15 protein-coding genes are annotated in these 17,384 nt (G+C 39.8%); 11 read left to right on the forward strand and 4 right to left on the reverse strand.

From position 1 onward, the window contains the following. Positions 1-12: 12 nt before the first annotated feature. From ribBA to QMA08_RS16350, 6 genes are all read left to right on the forward strand, one after another. Positions 13-1,125 carry a bifunctional 3,4-dihydroxy-2-butanone-4-phosphate synthase/GTP cyclohydrolase II gene (ribBA, locus tag QMA08_RS16325; RefSeq protein ID WP_024603846.1) on the forward strand — a complete coding sequence of 371 codons (1,113 nt, stop codon included), beginning with the start codon at positions 13-15 and terminating at the stop codon, positions 1,123-1,125. 100 nt (positions 1,126-1,225) lie between these two features. Then, positions 1,226-1,690: a 6,7-dimethyl-8-ribityllumazine synthase gene (gene ribE, locus QMA08_RS16330; RefSeq protein ID WP_002961753.1), complete on the forward strand. Its 465-nt coding sequence runs from the start codon at positions 1,226-1,228 to the stop codon at positions 1,688-1,690. Between the two features lie 15 nt (positions 1,691-1,705). Continuing rightward, positions 1,706-2,116 carry a transcription antitermination factor NusB gene (nusB, locus tag QMA08_RS16335; protein ID WP_002961751.1) on the forward strand — a complete coding sequence of 137 codons (411 nt, stop codon included), beginning with the start codon at positions 1,706-1,708 and terminating at the stop codon, positions 2,114-2,116. 46 nt (positions 2,117-2,162) lie between these two features. Then, positions 2,163-3,137, forward strand: a complete 975-nt coding sequence (thiL, locus tag QMA08_RS16340) for a thiamine-phosphate kinase (RefSeq protein ID WP_024596289.1) — start codon at positions 2,163-2,165, stop codon at positions 3,135-3,137. Continuing rightward, entirely contained in the window at positions 3,134-3,619 is a 486-nt protein-coding gene (locus tag QMA08_RS16345; RefSeq protein WP_002961747.1) for a phosphatidylglycerophosphatase A, read from the forward strand. Before thiL ends, QMA08_RS16345 begins: the two co-directional genes overlap by 4 nt. A gap of 37 nt (positions 3,620-3,656) precedes the next feature. Beyond that, a complete protein-coding gene (locus QMA08_RS16350) occupies positions 3,657-6,743 on the forward strand; it encodes a ligand-binding sensor domain-containing diguanylate cyclase (protein ID WP_290174963.1) in 3,087 nt (1,028 codons plus the stop codon). Between the two features lie 73 nt (positions 6,744-6,816). Here the strand turns inward: QMA08_RS16350 and dxs are convergent, their stop codons facing one another. The 3 genes from dxs to QMA08_RS16365 form a co-directional block, all read right to left on the reverse strand. After that, positions 6,817-8,679 (reverse strand): 1-deoxy-D-xylulose-5-phosphate synthase, encoded by a 1,863-nt coding sequence (gene dxs, locus QMA08_RS16355; RefSeq protein WP_290174964.1) that lies wholly within the window; start codon positions 8,677-8,679, stop codon positions 6,817-6,819. Between the two features lie 105 nt (positions 8,680-8,784). Next, positions 8,785-9,672 (reverse strand): (2E,6E)-farnesyl diphosphate synthase, encoded by an 888-nt coding sequence (gene ispA / locus QMA08_RS16360; protein WP_039490432.1) that lies wholly within the window; start codon positions 9,670-9,672, stop codon positions 8,785-8,787. Between the two features lie 2 nt (positions 9,673-9,674). Beyond that, entirely contained in the window at positions 9,675-9,917 is a 243-nt protein-coding gene (locus QMA08_RS16365; RefSeq protein ID WP_002961738.1) for an exodeoxyribonuclease VII small subunit, read from the reverse strand. A gap of 321 nt (positions 9,918-10,238) precedes the next feature. Here QMA08_RS16365 and pomA point away from each other — a divergent pair, with 321 nt between their 5' ends. The 4 genes from pomA (at position 10,239) to QMA08_RS16385 (ending at position 14,632) form a co-directional block, all read left to right on the forward strand. Then, on the forward strand, positions 10,239-11,006 hold the full coding sequence (gene pomA / locus QMA08_RS16370; protein WP_024597197.1) for a flagellar motor protein PomA: 768 nt from the start codon (positions 10,239-10,241) through the stop codon (positions 11,004-11,006). 2 nt (positions 11,007-11,008) lie between these two features. After that, positions 11,009-11,929: a flagellar motor protein MotB gene (locus QMA08_RS16375; RefSeq protein WP_024597196.1), complete on the forward strand. Its 921-nt coding sequence runs from the start codon at positions 11,009-11,011 to the stop codon at positions 11,927-11,929. A 204-nt stretch (positions 11,930-12,133) separates the two neighbouring features. Beyond that, entirely contained in the window at positions 12,134-12,649 is a 516-nt protein-coding gene (locus QMA08_RS16380) for a hypothetical protein (RefSeq protein ID WP_024603830.1), read from the forward strand. A gap of 42 nt (positions 12,650-12,691) precedes the next feature. Then, entirely contained in the window at positions 12,692-14,632 is a 1,941-nt protein-coding gene (locus QMA08_RS16385) for a DNA topoisomerase III (RefSeq protein ID WP_272451197.1), read from the forward strand. Positions 14,633-14,708: 76 nt separating this feature from the next. Here QMA08_RS16385 and QMA08_RS16390 read toward each other — a convergent pair whose 3' ends face one another. Further along, positions 14,709-16,019 carry an amidohydrolase gene (locus QMA08_RS16390; RefSeq protein ID WP_272451196.1) on the reverse strand — a complete coding sequence of 437 codons (1,311 nt, stop codon included), beginning with the start codon at positions 16,017-16,019 and terminating at the stop codon, positions 14,709-14,711. 111 nt (positions 16,020-16,130) lie between these two features. On the opposite strand from QMA08_RS16390, the gene QMA08_RS16395 reads away from it, so the two are divergent. After that, positions 16,131-16,988 (forward strand): tetratricopeptide repeat protein, encoded by an 858-nt coding sequence (locus QMA08_RS16395; protein ID WP_149603132.1) that lies wholly within the window; start codon positions 16,131-16,133, stop codon positions 16,986-16,988. Positions 16,989-17,384: the final 396 nt, after the last annotated feature.

Genomic DNA, 17,384 nt, shown 5'->3' on the forward strand with positions numbered 1-17,384 from the left:
ACGAGCAAATTTATGAATTTACACAGCGCGCAAGAAATCATCGACGATATTAAAGCCGGTAAAATGGTTATTTTAATGGATGATGAAGATAGAGAAAATGAAGGCGATTTAATAATAGCTGCTGAGCATATTAGCGCAGAAGCGATTAATTTCATGGCTACCCATGGCCGTGGTTTAATTTGTTTAACCATGACGCAAGAGCGTTGCGAGCAACTTGATTTACCGTTAATGGTTAAAAACAATGGTGCAGCATTTTCGACTAACTTTACAATGTCGATAGAAGCATCAAAAGGTGTTACAACCGGTATTTCAGCAGCAGATAGAGCGCGTACAGTGCAAGCGGCTATAGCTAAAGGCGCAGTCCCAAGTGATATTGTTCAGCCTGGACATATTTTTCCTATTATGGCGCAACCTGGTGGCGTATTAACTCGCGCAGGACACACTGAAGCTGGCTGTGATTTAGCGCGTTTAGCTGGACTTGAAGCATCATCTGTTATTGTTGAAATACTTAATGCTGACGGCACTATGGCACGTCGCCCTGATTTAGAAGTTTTTGCGAAAGAGCACGATATTAAAATTGGCACCATTGCTGATTTAATCGAATACCGCAACTTAAACGAAACAACAATTGAGCAAGTAGCAAAATGTAAGTTACCAACTGTTCATGGTGAATTTGATTTAGTTACTTACAAAGACACAATTGACGGCCAGTTACATTACGTATTGCTCAAAGGCGATATAAAAGATCAAGAGCCGACAAATGTACGTGTACATTTGCAAAGTACCTTTAACGATATTCTACTTTCAGACAGAAGTGCTGACCGTAGCTGGGGTCTTTCTGAAGCAATGGCCTACATTGCTAAAAATGAAGGTGCTTTAGTTATTTTAGGTAAGCAAGAAAGCACTGAAGAGCTAGAGGCAACTGTGAAAGCATTTGCAGCAGCTGATGCTGGCGAAAGCGTTACGCCACGCAAATTCAAAGGTACATCTCGTACTGTTGGCGTAGGTTCGCAAATACTTGCCGATCTTGGAATTAAACAAATGCGATTAATGAGTCGCCCTAAAAAGTACCATGCACTTTCGGGCTTTCATTTAGAAGTTGTTGATTACGTTGAGCCACAATAAGCATCACGCTTAAACTAGGCTATTATTTTATTTTTATGGTATGATGCGCAGCAATTTTTGCGCAATCGCAACCGCTTGAACTTATTTTTAGGGTTATCAAATGAAAATTATTGAAGGTAATAAGTACGCTCCAGGCAAAAAATTTGCCATTGTCATTTCTCGTTTTAATGACTTTATTGGTAGCAGCCTCCTTGCAGGTGCTGTTGATGAGCTAAAACGCACAGGTGGCGTATCAGATGACGACATTACCGTTATTTATGTGCCAGGCGCGGTAGAATTACCTTTAGCGGCTAAACGCGTTGCGGCAAAAAAAGAGTATGATGCAATCATCGCATTAGGCGTAGTGATCAGAGGTGGTACACCACACTTTGACCTAGTTGCTGGCGAGTCAAACAAAGGTCTTGCGCAAGTATCACTTGAGTATGATATCCCGGTTGCATTTGGCGTATTAACCACAGAAAGCATTGAACAAGCAATTGAGCGTGCTGGCACCAAAATGGGCAATAAAGGCGGCGAAGCTGCTTTAGGCGCGCTTGAAATGGTTAATGTGTTAGATAAAATTTAAGTTTAAGGAATTTTTGTGAAACCAGCAGCAAGACGTAAAGCACGTATCTTAGCACTCCAAGCCGTTTATTCTTGGCAAATAAGTGGCAATTTAATTGCCGATATCGAACAACAAATGTTGATCGAAACAGACGTTACTAAAATTGATGTTGAATACTTTAAAGATCTAGCGACGGGTGTTGCTGTAAATTACAAGCAACTAGACGAAGCTGTATCACCACATTTAACACGTCCGTTTGATGACTTAGATATGGTTGAGCGTGCAATTTTACGTTTAAGCAGCTATGAGCTTAAGTTCCGTGAAGACGTACCTTATAAAGTTGCTATTAACGAAGGTATTGAGCTGGCCAAAATTTTTGGCGCTGAAGACAGCCATAAATTTGTAAACGGTGTACTTGATAAAGCTGTTAAGCATTTACGCAAGTAAGTAAACCGTTAAAGAGGGGAGCCGGCATAGGCCGGCTTTTTTGTGTATGAAGGAATTTGAATTAATTAACCGCTACTTTAAAGGTCGCGGTATCACCCGTCGTGATGTAAACCTAGGTATAGGGGATGATTGCGCTTTAGTAACCGTTCCACAAAACTGCCAACTTGCCGTTACAACAGACACTCTTGTTGCTGGCGTACACTTTTTTGATGATATTTCCCCTCGTGCATTAGGTCACAGAGCGCTTGCTGTTAATTTAAGTGATTTAGCGGCCATGGGCGCGGAGCCAACTTGGGTTTCAGTTGCGTTAACTTTGCCAAGTATTGACCCACAGTGGATTGAAGAGTTTACTGATGGCATGCATGAAATTGCTGAATATTTTAATGTGCAGATTATAGGTGGCGATACAACTCAGGGGCCATTAACTATCACTATTTGTGCGAAAGGGACTGTACCCGAAGGTACTGCACTTCGTCGTAGTGGCGCAAAAGTGGGTGATTGGATTTATGTTACAGGTCCGCTAGGTGATGCTGGACTTGCAATTGAGTCTCGCAAACAAGGTATAAGTATTGAGCCAGAGCATTTAAAGTACGTAAATAAACGCTTTGACTTTCCAACCCCACGTGTTGCTGCAGGGCAGGTATTACGAGGCCTAGCATCATCGGCTATTGATGTGTCGGACGGCTTAATCGCTGATTTAAGTCATATACTAGATATGTCACAAGTAAGTGCAGTGGTGAATATTGAAAGTATTCCAACTTCAGATGCGATGCAAGCAAGCCTTGATTTTAATCAGCAGCTGCCATTTATTCTCAGTTACGGTGATGATTACGAATTAATTTTTACGGTCCCTGATAGCAATAAAAGTATGTTAGAAATAAAGCTACGCCAGTATGGTGTAGATGCAACATGCATTGGCCAAGTTAAAAGTGGCGATGGCCAAATTGAGCTTTTACACAACGGTGAAAAGTTTGATTTTGAACCGCAGGGTTTTGAGCACTTTGCAAAGGAGCTGGTTTGAACAATAACCGCAAGTTTAATTTAAAGCGTCCACATCAGTTTTTTGGTCTGGGCTTTGGGACAGGGCTTGCCCCTAAAGCGCCCGGTACATTTGGTACGTTTGCTGCCTTGCCATTCATTTTTATGACCATGTATTATCCGTTATGGCTGCAAATTGTATTTGCCGTTGTGATCAGTATATTTGGTATATGGGCGTGCGGTAAAACGGCTGATGATTTAGGCGTGCACGATCACCCTGCTATTGTATGGGATGAAGTGGCGGGTTATTACATCACTATGATTGGCGCAGCACTTAACTGGCAAACATTACTCGTAGGTTTTTTGTTATTTCGCTTTTTTGATATAGCAAAGCCCGGCCCAATCCGTATGCTAGACAAACGAGTACATGGCGGTTTAGGTATAATGGCCGACGATATACTTGCGGGTGTTTTTTCGCTTATATGTTTACAAGCGTTAATAAAAGTGGGTTTACTGCCCTTTTAATTTTTATATTTGATTTGTTTAACTAGGTGGCAGCAATATGATGCGATTTTTACTGGTTTGTGTACTTATGTTGTGCGCGACGCCAAGTTGGGCTTCAATTACTGATTACGTAGTTAAGCAATGGAATATAAAAGATGGCCTACCGTCACAATCACTTAAAAGTGTTGTGCAAGATCAGCAAGGCTATATGTGGCTTGGTACGCAATTTGGTTTAAGCCGTTTTGATGGTACAACATTTACAAATTACAACACGCAAAATAGCCCATTCTTGCCTAGTAATGGTGTTAATAAGCTTTTAGTCGATTCTAGTGGTTTGTTATGGGTAGGCACTAAAAGTGGCTTGGTAGTTATTAACCCAGCCACATTTGCAGCACAAGAATTTAATATTAAAGGTCCAGTGAGAGATATTCTTGAGGACTCTAAAGGTAGCATATGGATTGCGGCCAACGGCTTATACTATGTAGATAGGGGGCAAGTTGATTTACGCACTGAAGTAAATGGTCCTCTACCTATTGTTAATGCTACTGTGATCACACAAATAGTTGGCTCTGTTAGCCAAATGGCACTCTCTCCTGAAGGCATTTGGCTGGTTAATGATCGTCATTTATTACGCCTTACAAAAAACTCATCAGATTTTTCTAAACTACGTTTAGAGCTTACCGCTAAAATATCGCTACCAGAGCGCTTAGCGCAAACCATAGTGCACGATTTATCATTTTTAAATGGTAATCTGTATATAGCTTCTGAGCTAGGTGCATACTTTTTAGATTTAGATGACGAGCTAAGACCTTTTCCTTTACCTAATGCAAATAACTCAGCCGTTTATAAGTTTATGAGTGATACCGATGGTGGCTTGTGGGTTTCGACCTATGGACGCTTATTATTCAGAGATAAAACCGGTGAGTGGCAATGGGTAGAGCCTAGCCAACTCGATCAAAGTATATGGTTTGCTGATATTTTTAGAGATGATAAAAATAACGTTTGGTTAGCAAGCTTTAGTGAAGGCTTGTGGCTTGCTCATGAAGGACGAGTCGAAAGGCATTCAGCAGTTTCAAACATGACCGAATCTGTTATGGCCATTAGCCAAGCACCCGATGGTAAACTGTGGGTTGCGAATAAAAGCGGCATTGGTTATTTCGATTTAGATAAAAGTTTTATTAATTTAGTCCCAAGTAGTAAATATGGATACGCATCAGTACACGATCTACAATTTGATGGTGAGCGATTATATATAGCCACAGGGCGCGGCTTATTTGTTTTTGAAAACAAGACACTTTACACCGTCCCTGGTCGAGCACTTCGCGATAATCCGGTATTTGCAATAAGTCGCTCTAGTAAAGGCGGCTTTTGGATTGGTACCGGACGCGGTTTATATCGATTAAATTATGCTGGTTTAACGCCTTTTGCCTATAACGCTTTTTTAGGTAGTAAGTTTATTACCTACGTATTAGATAAAACAAACTTTGGTGTGATTGGTACTAGTAAGGGCGCATATTACTTTACAGACCGTGGCATTGAAAAAATTGGCGACCAAACAACACTTGAAAGCGCATACGTTACTAGCGTGCTACATATAGATGGCGTGGGTATTTTAATCGGCTCTCTTAACGACGGGCTTTTTTACAGAAGTACGCAAGGACAATGGCGTCAGCTCGATGCAGCTAATGGTTTACCGTATGGTTCTATATTTAGCCTAGAATATGATGAAAAGTTAAAGCATGTTTGGGTAAGCACCATGAAAGGTGTTTACAGAATGCCTGTAGAGCAATTTAAAACAGAAATAAAAAGCCTAAAAGTTGAAGAAGTAATTTCATCTTTTGACCGTCAACTCGATGGTAAAGCGAATCAATGTTGTAGCGGACTTGGGCATGATGCGGTAGCAGACACCGGAAATTCTATTTGGTACCCAAGCTTACAAGGTGTTGTTGAAATACCTAAAAATGTAGAGCTATTTGGTGTGCTTGCATTAAAGCCAACAATAGAGACAATAACAACGCCACTTCGTCATTTAACTACCGCTGCGCTTGGTAAAAAACCATCATTAGAAACAGACGAGCGTGATATAACGCTAACTTACACAGCTATTGATTACTATGCACCAAACAGCATTGAATTTAGATATAAACTAAGTGGCTTAGATAGTGACTGGCGCTATGCAAATACGCGACGTGAAGCTATTTATACTAACTTGCCTCCTGGCTCGTTTTTGTTTCAATTAGAAGCTAAGCGCCAAGGTGAAGACTGGGCTAAAGCGCAAGATGTAGAGTACGGTTTTGTAGTGCCTGAGCGCTTTGACGAAACAATTTACTTTAGGCTTTTAATTACCAGTGGTTTTATTTTGCTTTTTTATCTCATTTTTTGGGTGTTTAGAGCACAAGAACGCAGAAAACAAGAAGTATTAGAGGGCTTAATCACTGAGCGTACCTTAGAGCTTCGCCAAGCTAATGATAAATTAGGCCAAGTGAATTCACAGCTTAAATTAGTGAGTCACTCAGATGAGCTAACAGGGCTACGTAGTCGCCGCTTTTTGTTTGATCAACTCCCTAAAGATATTGAGCACTTTCAACGTAATTCACAGTCGCTGCAGGCACAAGGTAAGTCACTGGTGCTGGTAATTATTAACTTTGATAACTTCAGCCGTATTAACGATGCGTATGGCCCAATTGCAGGTGATAGCTGCTTACAGCAAATGGCTGCATTGTTAAATTCGCGTACGCAGGGTTCTGACTATGTGGCACGTTGGAGTGGTGATGAGTTTTTATTATTATTACGTGACTTTAAATGCAATAAAATAGACAGCTACGCTTCAGAACTTTGCAAAGTAATAGCGGCTAATTCGTTCCAATTACCAAATGGAAAAACAACTAATATCACGGCATCAATTGGTTGGTCATTTTATCCATTACCTTTATTAGGCGGACAGGTAATTAGCTGGGAAACCTCTATTAACTTGGCCGATATAGCACTGCATCAAGTTAAAAAACGCGGTGGTGATGGCGTGGCTAATATTACGTTTGATGATCAGCTCGATGCATTCGAGTTTGAACAAAACTCTAATGTTGATCAACAGTTAGGTATTTTACAAAGTAATGGCCTAGCTGATATTAAAGTGTGGATGCGCTGATGAGCAATATTTGATATTAAAAAAGGAGCCTAGGCTCCTTTTTTAATATGCTCAACTTTAGATGTATAGGAAGTTAATTAATAAACGCCTTAATAGCGTTTAAAATTCCTTGCTCGCCTAATCCCATTTCATCGTGCATTTCATCTTGCGTGCCGTGTTTAATAAACTCATCAGGAATACCTAAGTTAAGGATATTAATATCAGCTTTTTGCGTTGCCAAGTATTCGTTAATTGCAGAGCCGGCACCGCCAGCAATAGCATTATCTTCAAGGGTTACAATTACATCGTGGCTAGTAGCAAGCTCATTTAAAAGTGCAGTATCAAGAGGTTTAATAAAACGCATGTTAACAAGCGTTGCATCTAATTCATTTGCAGCAAGCTGTGCATTATCAAGTAATGTACCAAATGATAAAATTGCAATTTTACTGCCTTTCTTAATTGTATCTGCCTTACCTATTTCAAGCAGTTGCATAGTGCTTTCGATGTCTGCAGTACCTGCGCTACCTCGAGGGTAACGAACAGCAACAGGGCAGTTTGCTTTATAACCGGTGTATAGCATTTGGCGGCATTCGTTGGTGTCGCTTGGTGCCATAATTACCATATTTGGAATACAGCGCATAAAGCTTAAATCGTACGCACCTTGGTGCGTTTCACCATCGGCTCCAACAATACCAGCGCGGTCAATGGCAAATAATACAGGTAAGTTTTGCAGTGCAACATCATGTATTAATTGGTCATACGCACGTTGTAAAAAGCTCGAGTAAATAGCAACAACAGGCTTTAAACCTTCACAAGCAAAACCAGCCGCTAAAGTAACAGCATGCTGCTCTGCAATGGCTACATCAAAGTATTGATCTGGAAACTCCTTAGAAAAACGTACCATGCCAGAGCCTTCACGCATTGCTGGCGTAATAGCCATTAACTTGCTGTCTTGCTTTGCCATGTCGCATAACCAATCGCCAAAAACTTTTGAAAAAGTAGCAGCGCTAGGGTTAGATTTAGGCAGGCTAGTTGTGCTTGGATCGAATTTTGGTACACCATGGTAGCCAATAGGATCGGCTTCAGCCGGTTTGTAGCCCTTACCTTTTTGCGTTTTTATATGTAAAAGCTGTGGGCCTTTTAAATTACGCATATTACGTAATGTATCTACAAGCATGTTTACATCGTGACCATCAATTGGGCCTATGTAATTTAGGCCTAATTCTTCAAAGAAGGTTCCCGGGATCATCATGCCCTTAATGTGCTCTTCCATTTTACTGGCAAGTTGTTTTACCGGGGGCACACCTGAGAGTAACTTTTTACTGCCTTCACGAATGTTAGTATAAAAGCTACCTGATAGAATTCGGGCAAAGTGATTTGTTAATGCGCCAACATTTTCAGAAATCGACATTTCGTTATCATTTAAAATAATAAGCATGTCTGATTTTACATCACCTAAATGATTCATCGCTTCAAATGCCATGCCTGCGGTGATAGCTCCGTCACCAATAATGGCTACAGATTTTCGACCTTTGCCTTCTTTTTGGGCGGCAATAGACATACCTAAGGCAGCTGAAATAGAGGTGCTTGAATGGCCTACGCTAAACGTATCGTATTGGCTTTCATCGCGATAAGGAAAAGGGTGCAAACCGTCTTTTTGGCGAATAGTGTGCATTTGGTCGCGACGACCTGTAAGGATTTTATGTGGATAAGCTTGGTGACCCACATCCCAAACTAGGCGATCGTCTGGAGTGTTATAAACATAATGTAGCGCAACGGTTAGTTCAACCGTCCCTAAACCAGACGCTAGATGACCGCTACTTTGCGATACTGAGTTGAGTAAATAATCGCGCAGCTCATTGCTAAATGCAGGGAGTTTGTCTTGCGCTAAGTCACGCAATTGGGCTGGCTCGTCAACCAAATTAAGTAATGGATACTTGCTACTATCAAGTGTCATGGTTTTATATATATCCTTCGCTAACATTAATTCATTCAAAGCTTTTACGAATAATTAATGTTGAGTAATAATGTCAGTGCTAATTGCAATACGTATGAGCAAAAATTAGTGGTCACGCTCAATTAGGTAATTTGCTAGCGACGCAAGAAGTGTTGTGTCAGCATCTATATTTGCCAACGCTTCATGGGCTTGTTGTATTAAATTTTGCGCCTTTTCTTTAGCGCCTAGCATACCTAATAACGCCGGATATGTCGCTTTATTCGCGGCAATATCGGAGCCTTGTGGTTTACCTAAAGTAACCGTATCGCCTTCAACATCTAAAATGTCGTCGTGTACTTGAAACGCCAGCCCTATAGCATACCCAAAAATGCTTAAATTTTCTAAGGTTTGTTGATCTGCCTTTTCACTGCACAGTGCACCAAGTGTAATTGCACAATTAATTAAAGCTCCGGTTTTTAGCTTATGTATTCGCTCAAGCTCTTGTACGGTAATTACTTTATCTGTTGCTGCTATGTCAAGACCTTGTCCGCCTACCATGCCCTCAAGGCCTGATGCGTGGGCAAGCGTAGCAATCATTTTTACTTGTGTTTGCGACGAGCATGTAAATTTGTGATTCGCAATAAGCTCAAAGGCGAGTGTTTGTAGGGCATCACCGGCTAAAATTGCATTTGCCTCGCCAAATTCTATATGGCAAGTAGGGCGGCCACGGCGTAAGTCGTCATCGTCCATAGCAGGCAAATCATCATGAACTAGCGAATAGCTATGGATACACTCAATTGCAGCAGCAAGTACATGTAAGTCTTGCTGGTTTGCACCGAGCATTTTACCTGTGGCATAAACTAAAAATGGACGTAATCTTTTACCGCCATTAAATAATCCATACTGGGTGGCGTTCTTTACCGTTTCTTCAGTATCGAGAGGCTGTTTAAAATGCTGCTGTAAGGTCGCTACTACATCTTTTTGAGCACGTTCGATATAATTATTTATGCTCACAGCTATTCCATATCATTATCAAAATTCGTAAGAACTGACTTTTCGCCATTCCCCATCAAAATTGATACTTTTTGTTCTGCTTGCTGTAATTTACCTGATGAAGCACTTGCTAATGCAATTCCACGCTCAAATTGCTTTAACGATTGCTCAAGCGATAAGTCACCTTGTTCCATGTCACTAACGATTGTAGATAATTCTTCTAGTGCTTGTTCGAAACTTAAGTTTTCAGGTTTTTTAGTCGCCATCTTTATTTCAGCTTACATAATAAATTTAGGGGTCAATTTTAGGGGGAATGCTAAACTAGGTCAAAGGATGATATTGGTTTTTTACCTTTATAACGTTAAATTATATTTCAAGTGTATTAATAAAGCCTTAATAGCGGTCTGTTAGTTTAATAAATCAATTGATAATTAGGTAGCCCTTATAACTTGATCTAAAATAGTGCTAAAGGCTGCTTTTTATGTTTATTTATAAAAATGGCTTAAGCAATTCAATATGTTGCCGATAAGCAGTTAATAATAAAAGTTTATGATAAGGCCATTAAGCATGAAACTTCTGGAGGAAATGTGGATTTAGCAACCATAATCGGGATCCTAGGCGCAATTGGCTTAATTGTCATGTCTATGTTTATGAGTAGTAGCGGTGAAATGGCTATGTTTGCCGATGCTCCTTCTAGTGTAATTGTATTTGGTGGTTCACTTTTCATTGTTTTATCAAATTTCACCATGTCGCAGTTTTTGGGTATAGGTAAAGTTGTTGCTAAAGCGTTTATGTTTAAAATAGAAACGCCAGAAGAACTTATTGAAAAAGCAGTAGAACTTGCTGATTCAGCTCGTAAAGGGGGGTTTTTAGCACTCGAAGAAGCTGAAATCCCAAATCCATTTATGCGCAAAGGCGTCGACATGCTTGTTGATGGCCATGACGCAGATGTTGTTCGCGCCACACTTCAAAAAGATATCTCTTTAACCACTACTCGACATGAAATGGGCGCAGGCTTATTTAAGTCATTAGCCGATATTGCACCAGCAATGGGAATGATTGGTACTCTAATTGGCTTAGTTGCAATGTTATCTAACATGGATGACCCAAAAGCAATTGGCCCGGCAATGGCGGTAGCGCTTTTAACAACTTTATATGGTGCGTTTTTAGCCAATGTTGTGGCAATTCCTATTCAGGTAAAACTTGAACTGCGTAAAGACGAAGAGGCTATGAATCAGCGTTTAATTTTAGATGCTATTTTAGGTATACAAGATGGCCAAAATCCAAAAGTAATCGAAGGTATTTTGAAAAATTACTTAGCTGAATCTAAACGCAAAGTAGATACCGAGGAGTAATTATGTCTGATCAAGAGTGCAAATGCCCACCACCAGGCCTACCAGCATGGATGGGAACATTTGCCGATTTAATGTCACTGTTAATGTGCTTTTTTGTACTCTTGCTTGCGTTTTCAGAAATGGATGTACTTAAGTTTAAACAAATTGCGGGCTCTATGAAGTTTGCTTTTGGTGTGCAGAATAAAATTGAAGTAAAAGATATCCCTAAAGGTACCTCTGTTATTGCTATGGAGTTTACCCCAGGCAAACCAGAACCCACTCCAATAGAAACTATTCAACAACAAACAGTAGAAATGACTCAACAAATGTTAGAGTTTCAGGCTGGAGATGAAAGCTCAGCTGGCGGCAGGCAAGAACAGCGCGGGGACAAACGTGGTGGCGAATCTCGTAGTACTTCTCAAGAGCAATCGTCAGAGCAAGCAACTTCAGCGGCCGATCAGGAACAAACTAACGAGCTCGTTAAAAAAATCGCGCAGCAGCTTGAAAAGCAAATAATAGATGGTGCAATTGAGCTTGAATCTTTAGGGCAGCAAATAATTATTCGTATTAGAGAGAATGGTTCATTTCCTTCGGGTAGTGCATTTTTACAACCTAAGTTTAAACCCATAATTCAAGATATTGGTGTACTGTTAAAAGATGTACCCGGTGAAATAACTGTATCTGGCCATACCGACGATTTTCAGGTATCGAATGAGTTATATATTAACAACTGGGACTTATCGTCAAAGCGTGCTGTAGCAGTAGCAAGCGAGCTGCAAACGGTGCAAGGGTTTGATAAAAACCGCATGATGGTAGTGGGTCGGGCTGATACCCGTCCACTTGTTCCAAACGATTCAAATGAAGATCGCCGCAGGAATCGCCGAGTAGAAATATCTATATTACAAGGTAAAGCAAAAGAGTCAGCGCCTATTGATGTACGTTAAGCTATTGCTTGGTATTATATCTCACTACTTTTTGTTTTAATTTAGGGTACTTAATTGCCTAAGCATCTTGGCAATTTCATCATTTTAGCTTACAGTACATTTCCTTAACATATGTAATGGAATGCCCGTGAATAAAAAATATAAGTATAGCGATATGCCTGGAAATGGTACTGGCGGAGATGACGATAAGACGAAAGAATAACAATGCCTTTATGGGTTGATAAGGTAATTACATTTCTTGAACTTAGCTGGGTTTTATTTTTAATCCCAGCTATTGTTGTTTTCTATTTGCGTAAAGATTTTTTAGCATTACGATTTGTATGTGTCACAGGTGTATTTTTCTTATTTGGTGCACTTATATACGATTCTTTAAAAGAGTTTGATAAAGATATTTATATATATAGATATCTTGTCTGGGCGTTTAATGACATAGCTTGGATGGCTTTAATTGCCTATCTTGGGATAAAAGATAAAGTTTATTTATGGCAATGTGTGTTAGGTCAGTTGGTTGTTATAATGGCACCAATTTTACAACTTTTTCGCGTTGTTGATCGCCACCTTTGGGATTTATCCTATAGCACGCTAATGTATAAAACGCTTTTACCTTTAATTAATACGCTCACCGTAGTGGTGTGTTATCTTCCGCTAATTTATATTGTAATTAAAAATAATAAGACAGTAACTGGTAATAATCATAAAAAAGCCCCTCCTTTAAAATAGCTGTGCTAAACTACTGTTTATATAAACAGTGCTGAGCAAGCTATGAAACTCTACATTGCAGAAAAACCTTCACTTGGACGCGCTATTGCTGATGCGTTACCAAAACCACATAAAAAACACGATGGCTATATAGAAGTCGCCAACGGAGATTGTGTCTCGTGGTGTATAGGGCATTTACTAGAACAAGCAGAGCCCGATGATTATGATGAGCGCTTTAAAAAGTGGCAGTTTGATCACTTGCCTATAATACCTGAGCAGTGGAAGTTAAAAGCCAAAACCAAAACTCGCAAACAGCTCACTGTTTTAAAAAAATTAATTAAACAAGCCTCGCAACTTATTCACGCTGGCGATCCAGACCGTGAAGGCCAGCTTCTGGTCGACCAAGTAATAGAAGAAGCTAAAATAAGTCAGGCTAAAAAGCAAAGTACGCAACGTTTACTCATTAGTGATTTAAACTTGTCGGCGGTAAAGAAATCATTGGGCACAATGCGTTCTAATCGAGATTTTATTCCGCTAAGTGTATCTGCTTTAGCGCGCTCTCGTGCTGATTGGCTATTTGGTATGAATTTAACACGTGCATACACACTAGCTGGGCAAAAAGCAGGGTTTGGTAATGTGCTTTCGGTAGGGCGAGTACAAACCCCTATTTTAGGTCTTGTTGTTAATAGAGATAACGAAATAGCGAACTTTGTATCTAAGCCTTTTTACGATGTATTGGCGCATTTGCTTACTCCAGATAATCAACCATTCATAGCTAAGTGGGTTCCAAGCAAAGCATGTGAGCCACATCAAGATGAAGAAGGGCGAATACTTAACAAAGCTCTTGCAGAAAATGTTGCTTCACGCATTACAAAGCAAAGTGCTGAGCTTACTTCACTCGACCAAAAACAAAAAAAGCAAAGTGCTCCATTACCTTATAATTTATCTGCTCTGCAAATAGATGCCGCTAAAGCATTTGGTATGCCAGCTCAAAAAGTATTGGATATTTGCCAAATACTTTACGAACGTCATAAACTAATTACTTACCCACGCTCAGATAATCGTTATTTACCCAAAGATCACCATCAAGAAGCATCTGCTATTTTAAAGGCAATAAGTGCAAATGGGGGGCAAAGCAGTGAATTAGTAAACGGGGCTGATGTAAAAAAGCGTAGTAAATGTTTTAACGATTCAAAAGTAGCTGCCCATCATGCCATTGTGCCTACGGCTAAGCAGTTAAAGTCAGCGAGTTTGAGCGGTGACGAAGCAAAGGTATATCAATTAATAAGCCGTCATTACTTAATTCAGTTTTATCCCGACTATATATATAACGAAACTAAAGCTGAGGTAATTATTGCTGGTGGGCTTTTTAAGGCAAATGCAAAGCAAGATGTAAGCTTGGGTTTTAAGGTGTTAATGGGTAAATCTGAATTAAAAGATGAAGCCTCGCTACCTCCTTTAACAAAAGGTATGCCTCTTTTTTGCGATAAAGGCGAAGTAGTCGAAAAGCATACATCACCCCCTGCTTATTTTACCGATGCCACATTATTGGCTGCGATGACGGGCATTAGCCGTTATGTTAAAGATCCACAAATTAAAAAGGTATTAAAAGACACTGATGGTTTAGGTACGGAGGCAACACGTGCGGGAATAATTGAGTTGCTATTTAAGCGGCGTTTTTTAAAACGTGAAGGTAAGTCAATTAGAGCGACCGAAACGGGACTTGCTCTTATTAGCGTATTACCACAAGGTTTAGCGAGTCCTGATTTAACCGCAAAGTGGGAGTCGAGCTTAGGTGATATTGCACAGCAGGCAATGAGTTATCAGCAATTTTTACAGCCTTTACTTGCTGACCTAAATGGGTTTGTTCAATTAGCAGCAAACTGCGATAGCAATGCATTTGCGAAGTTACCAAAAACCTCACCTAAAAAACGTTTTGCTAAACGAGGTGGAAAAGCGACCTTTAAAAAGTCGAGTTATAAAAAAAGCTCTGTTGCTAGTTAGCAACAGAGCTATTTTATTAAACGGTATTACTCAACCTGAACTCTGTTTGAGATAGATTTATTATCCAGAATTCAGGTTACTTATTAAATAAAGCAACAGCAGCGTTACTCATTGCTTTTATTCCAGTAGGAATAGCAACTTTATAATCTGGTGCAAATTTACTAGAGTGTAGAGAAGGGAGTACCTCACCTGTTTTTATTGAATCTGCATATTGTGCTTGGTTTACGCCTCCTAGCCAAAAGAGGGTGATAGGGATATTTTCATCGGTGCGCCCGTATAGGCCAAAATCTTCACCCGCCATTACAGCTTGTGTTTCAAGTACATTAGTATCGCCAATTGCGCTGGCAATAGAATTTCTAACAATGTCTGTTTGTGCAGGGTTATTATAAGTAGATGGAATAGATTCATCTTCATGTACATATATTACAGGGTAGTTAGATTCATTTAAGCCAGCACTTTGTGCAATACCTGCGGTGATTCGTTTTATTGCTGCTATTTGAGCGCTTCTTACATCGGGGTTATAGCTTCTAAGAGTGAGTTGTAGTTTTACTTCATCCGAAATCACATTATGTTTTGAACCACCATGAATAGACCCCACTGTAATAACAGAAGGCTCAAGCGGTGAAAGCTCTCGGCTTGTGATTGTTTGCAAAGCAAGTACAGTGCGTGCAGCTATAACCACTGGGTCTATAGTTGTATGCGGATAAGCACCATGACCACCTTTACCTTTAATTGTAATATCGACAGAATCTACACTTGCCATCGTGTATTCATTTTTCATTGATACCTTACCAGCGGGGACGCTAGCGCTTACATGTAAAGCAATTATATGATCAGGTTTTGCATATTTACTAAATAGTCCTTCGCTTAACATCGCTTTAGCACCCCCACCTACTTCTTCTGCAGGCTGTGCAACCATCATTAATGTACCTTGCCACTGTTTTTTATGAGCAATTAACTGCTCTGCAGTTCCAATAAAAGAGCTCATGTGGATATCGTGGCCACAGCCGTGCATTACACCTACTTTTGAACCGTGCTCATCTATTACTTTGACTTTTGAGGCATAGGATTTTCCTGTTTGCTCAATAATAGGTAAGCCATCAGTATCAGTGCGGATCATTACTGTCGGCCCCTCACCATTTTTATAAATACCAACTACACCAAAGCCACCTACATTACTTGTTACTTTAAAACCCAGCTGAGTTAATCTATCTGCTATCTTTTTACCTGTTTTTTGTTCGTGATAAGAGAGCTCTGGGGATTGGTGTAAGTCGAGGTAAAACTTTTCAATAGCTGGCATGGCTTTGCTTAAATTCAAATCGAGTCCATTTGCTTGTACTAATGGGCTTGCTAATAAAAGTATTGCACTTAGGTAAGTTAATTTCATATTTTCCCTTATTGTTGAATATGTATACCGAGTGATTTAGGTATATGACTTGTAATTATTATGTTCACCACCATATAAAAACCTAAATAGACGAATATGGCAATCAATTCAATGAGCAACATAGTTAGTATTAATGCGCAAAACCTTCAACAAGTACTCGGTGAAACATCACAACAAAAATTGGTGTTGCTTAACTTTTTCTCTCCTCAAAGTCCTGACTGCATCGGACAGGCTGCAATTTTAGATAAAGTAGCAGCAGAATATGCAAGCTATATAGTAGTAGCAAACCTAGATTGCGATGCAGAACAAGCACTTGCTTCTCAACTTGCGCAACAAGTTGGTCTGCAAACACTGCCTACGCTTGTATTATTAAAAGACTCCGCACCAGTAGATTTACTTGCAGGTGTTCAAAGCGAAGCGCAAATACGCGAAGCCCTCGCAAAGCATTTACCTGCGCAACAAGACTTACTATTAGAACAAGCAAAGCAAGCGTTATTAAAGTCAGATTTAAATGCTGCATTTAATTATGCAAAGCAAGCTTATGAAATAGACAACGGTAATGCACGTATCAAGTTAGTGCTAGCAGACATATGTATTCAAATTCACAAGGTAGATGAAGCGCAAGCGCTTATAAATACAATAGATGCACAAGAGCAAGATGCTTACTTTAATAATATAAAAGCAAAATGCGAAGCCGCGCTTGAAGCAAAAGATTCACCAGAGATTAAAGAAAAGCAACAACAAGTAGAAAAGTATCCAAATGACTTAGAATTAAAAGAAGAGCTCAGTATTTTACTTAATGAAGCAGGCAGAAAAGAAGAAGCATTGGATGTACTGTTTACAGTTCTACAAAAAGATCTGAACTTCAACGAAGCAAAACCAAGCTTTTTAGCCATTATTGCCTCTTTACCTGATGGCGACGCACTCGCAGCTAAGTATCGCCGCAAGTTATATAGTATTTTATACTAGATTCTAATAACTATTACTTTTGAGAAGCACCTACATAAGGTGCTTTTTGCATTTTTAAGGTTTTAATTAATAGCTTTAGTATGGTTTAGCTATGTAAAAACAAGAGTTATCAACAGAGTTTTGTGGGTAACTTGTGCTTATCATGTGTGCTTGCTTGGGGCTTAATTTTAATTACTATTTTATGCAAATAACGCTTGCGTAAAATCCGCCGCTCCCTATAATGCGACCCCACTGAGACGGGAAACGCCGAAGCATAGCAAGGCACGAACTACTCAGAGAGTTAAATAAAACTTCGGCTTTAAATCTTCTAAAAAGAAAATTTAAAACAAAGTGTTGACTCGAAAAATAAAGGGTGTATTATTCGCATCCCTTGAGACGCTAAAGCGACTCAAAACG

Source organism: Pseudoalteromonas sp. APC 3355 (assembly GCF_030407615.1).
GTDB classification, from domain to species: Bacteria; Pseudomonadota; Gammaproteobacteria; order Enterobacterales; family Alteromonadaceae; genus Pseudoalteromonas; species Pseudoalteromonas distincta.

Excerpts from the sequence above, each read along its gene's own strand:
- QMA08_RS16365 (WP_002961738.1), bottom strand. The coding sequence starts at position 9,917 with ATGGCGACTAAAAAACCTGAAAACTTAAGTTTCGAACAAGCACTAGAA.
- QMA08_RS16395 (WP_149603132.1), top strand. The coding sequence starts at position 16,131 with ATGAGCAACATAGTTAGTATTAATGCGCAAAACCTTCAACAAGTACTC.
- dxs (WP_290174964.1), bottom strand. The coding sequence starts at position 8,679 with ATGACACTTGATAGTAGCAAGTATCCATTACTTAATTTGGTTGACGAG.
- QMA08_RS16350 (WP_290174963.1), top strand. The coding sequence starts at position 3,657 with ATGATGCGATTTTTACTGGTTTGTGTACTTATGTTGTGCGCGACGCCA.
- QMA08_RS16375 (WP_024597196.1), top strand. The coding sequence starts at position 11,009 with ATGTCTGATCAAGAGTGCAAATGCCCACCACCAGGCCTACCAGCATGG.
- QMA08_RS16390 (WP_272451196.1), bottom strand. The coding sequence starts at position 16,019 with ATGAAATTAACTTACCTAAGTGCAATACTTTTATTAGCAAGCCCATTA.
- ribE (WP_002961753.1), top strand. The coding sequence starts at position 1,226 with ATGAAAATTATTGAAGGTAATAAGTACGCTCCAGGCAAAAAATTTGCC.
- thiL (WP_024596289.1), top strand. The coding sequence starts at position 2,163 with ATGAAGGAATTTGAATTAATTAACCGCTACTTTAAAGGTCGCGGTATC.
- QMA08_RS16385 (WP_272451197.1), top strand. The coding sequence starts at position 12,692 with ATGAAACTCTACATTGCAGAAAAACCTTCACTTGGACGCGCTATTGCT.
- ribBA (WP_024603846.1), top strand. The coding sequence starts at position 13 with ATGAATTTACACAGCGCGCAAGAAATCATCGACGATATTAAAGCCGGT.
- QMA08_RS16380 (WP_024603830.1), top strand. The coding sequence starts at position 12,134 with ATGCCTTTATGGGTTGATAAGGTAATTACATTTCTTGAACTTAGCTGG.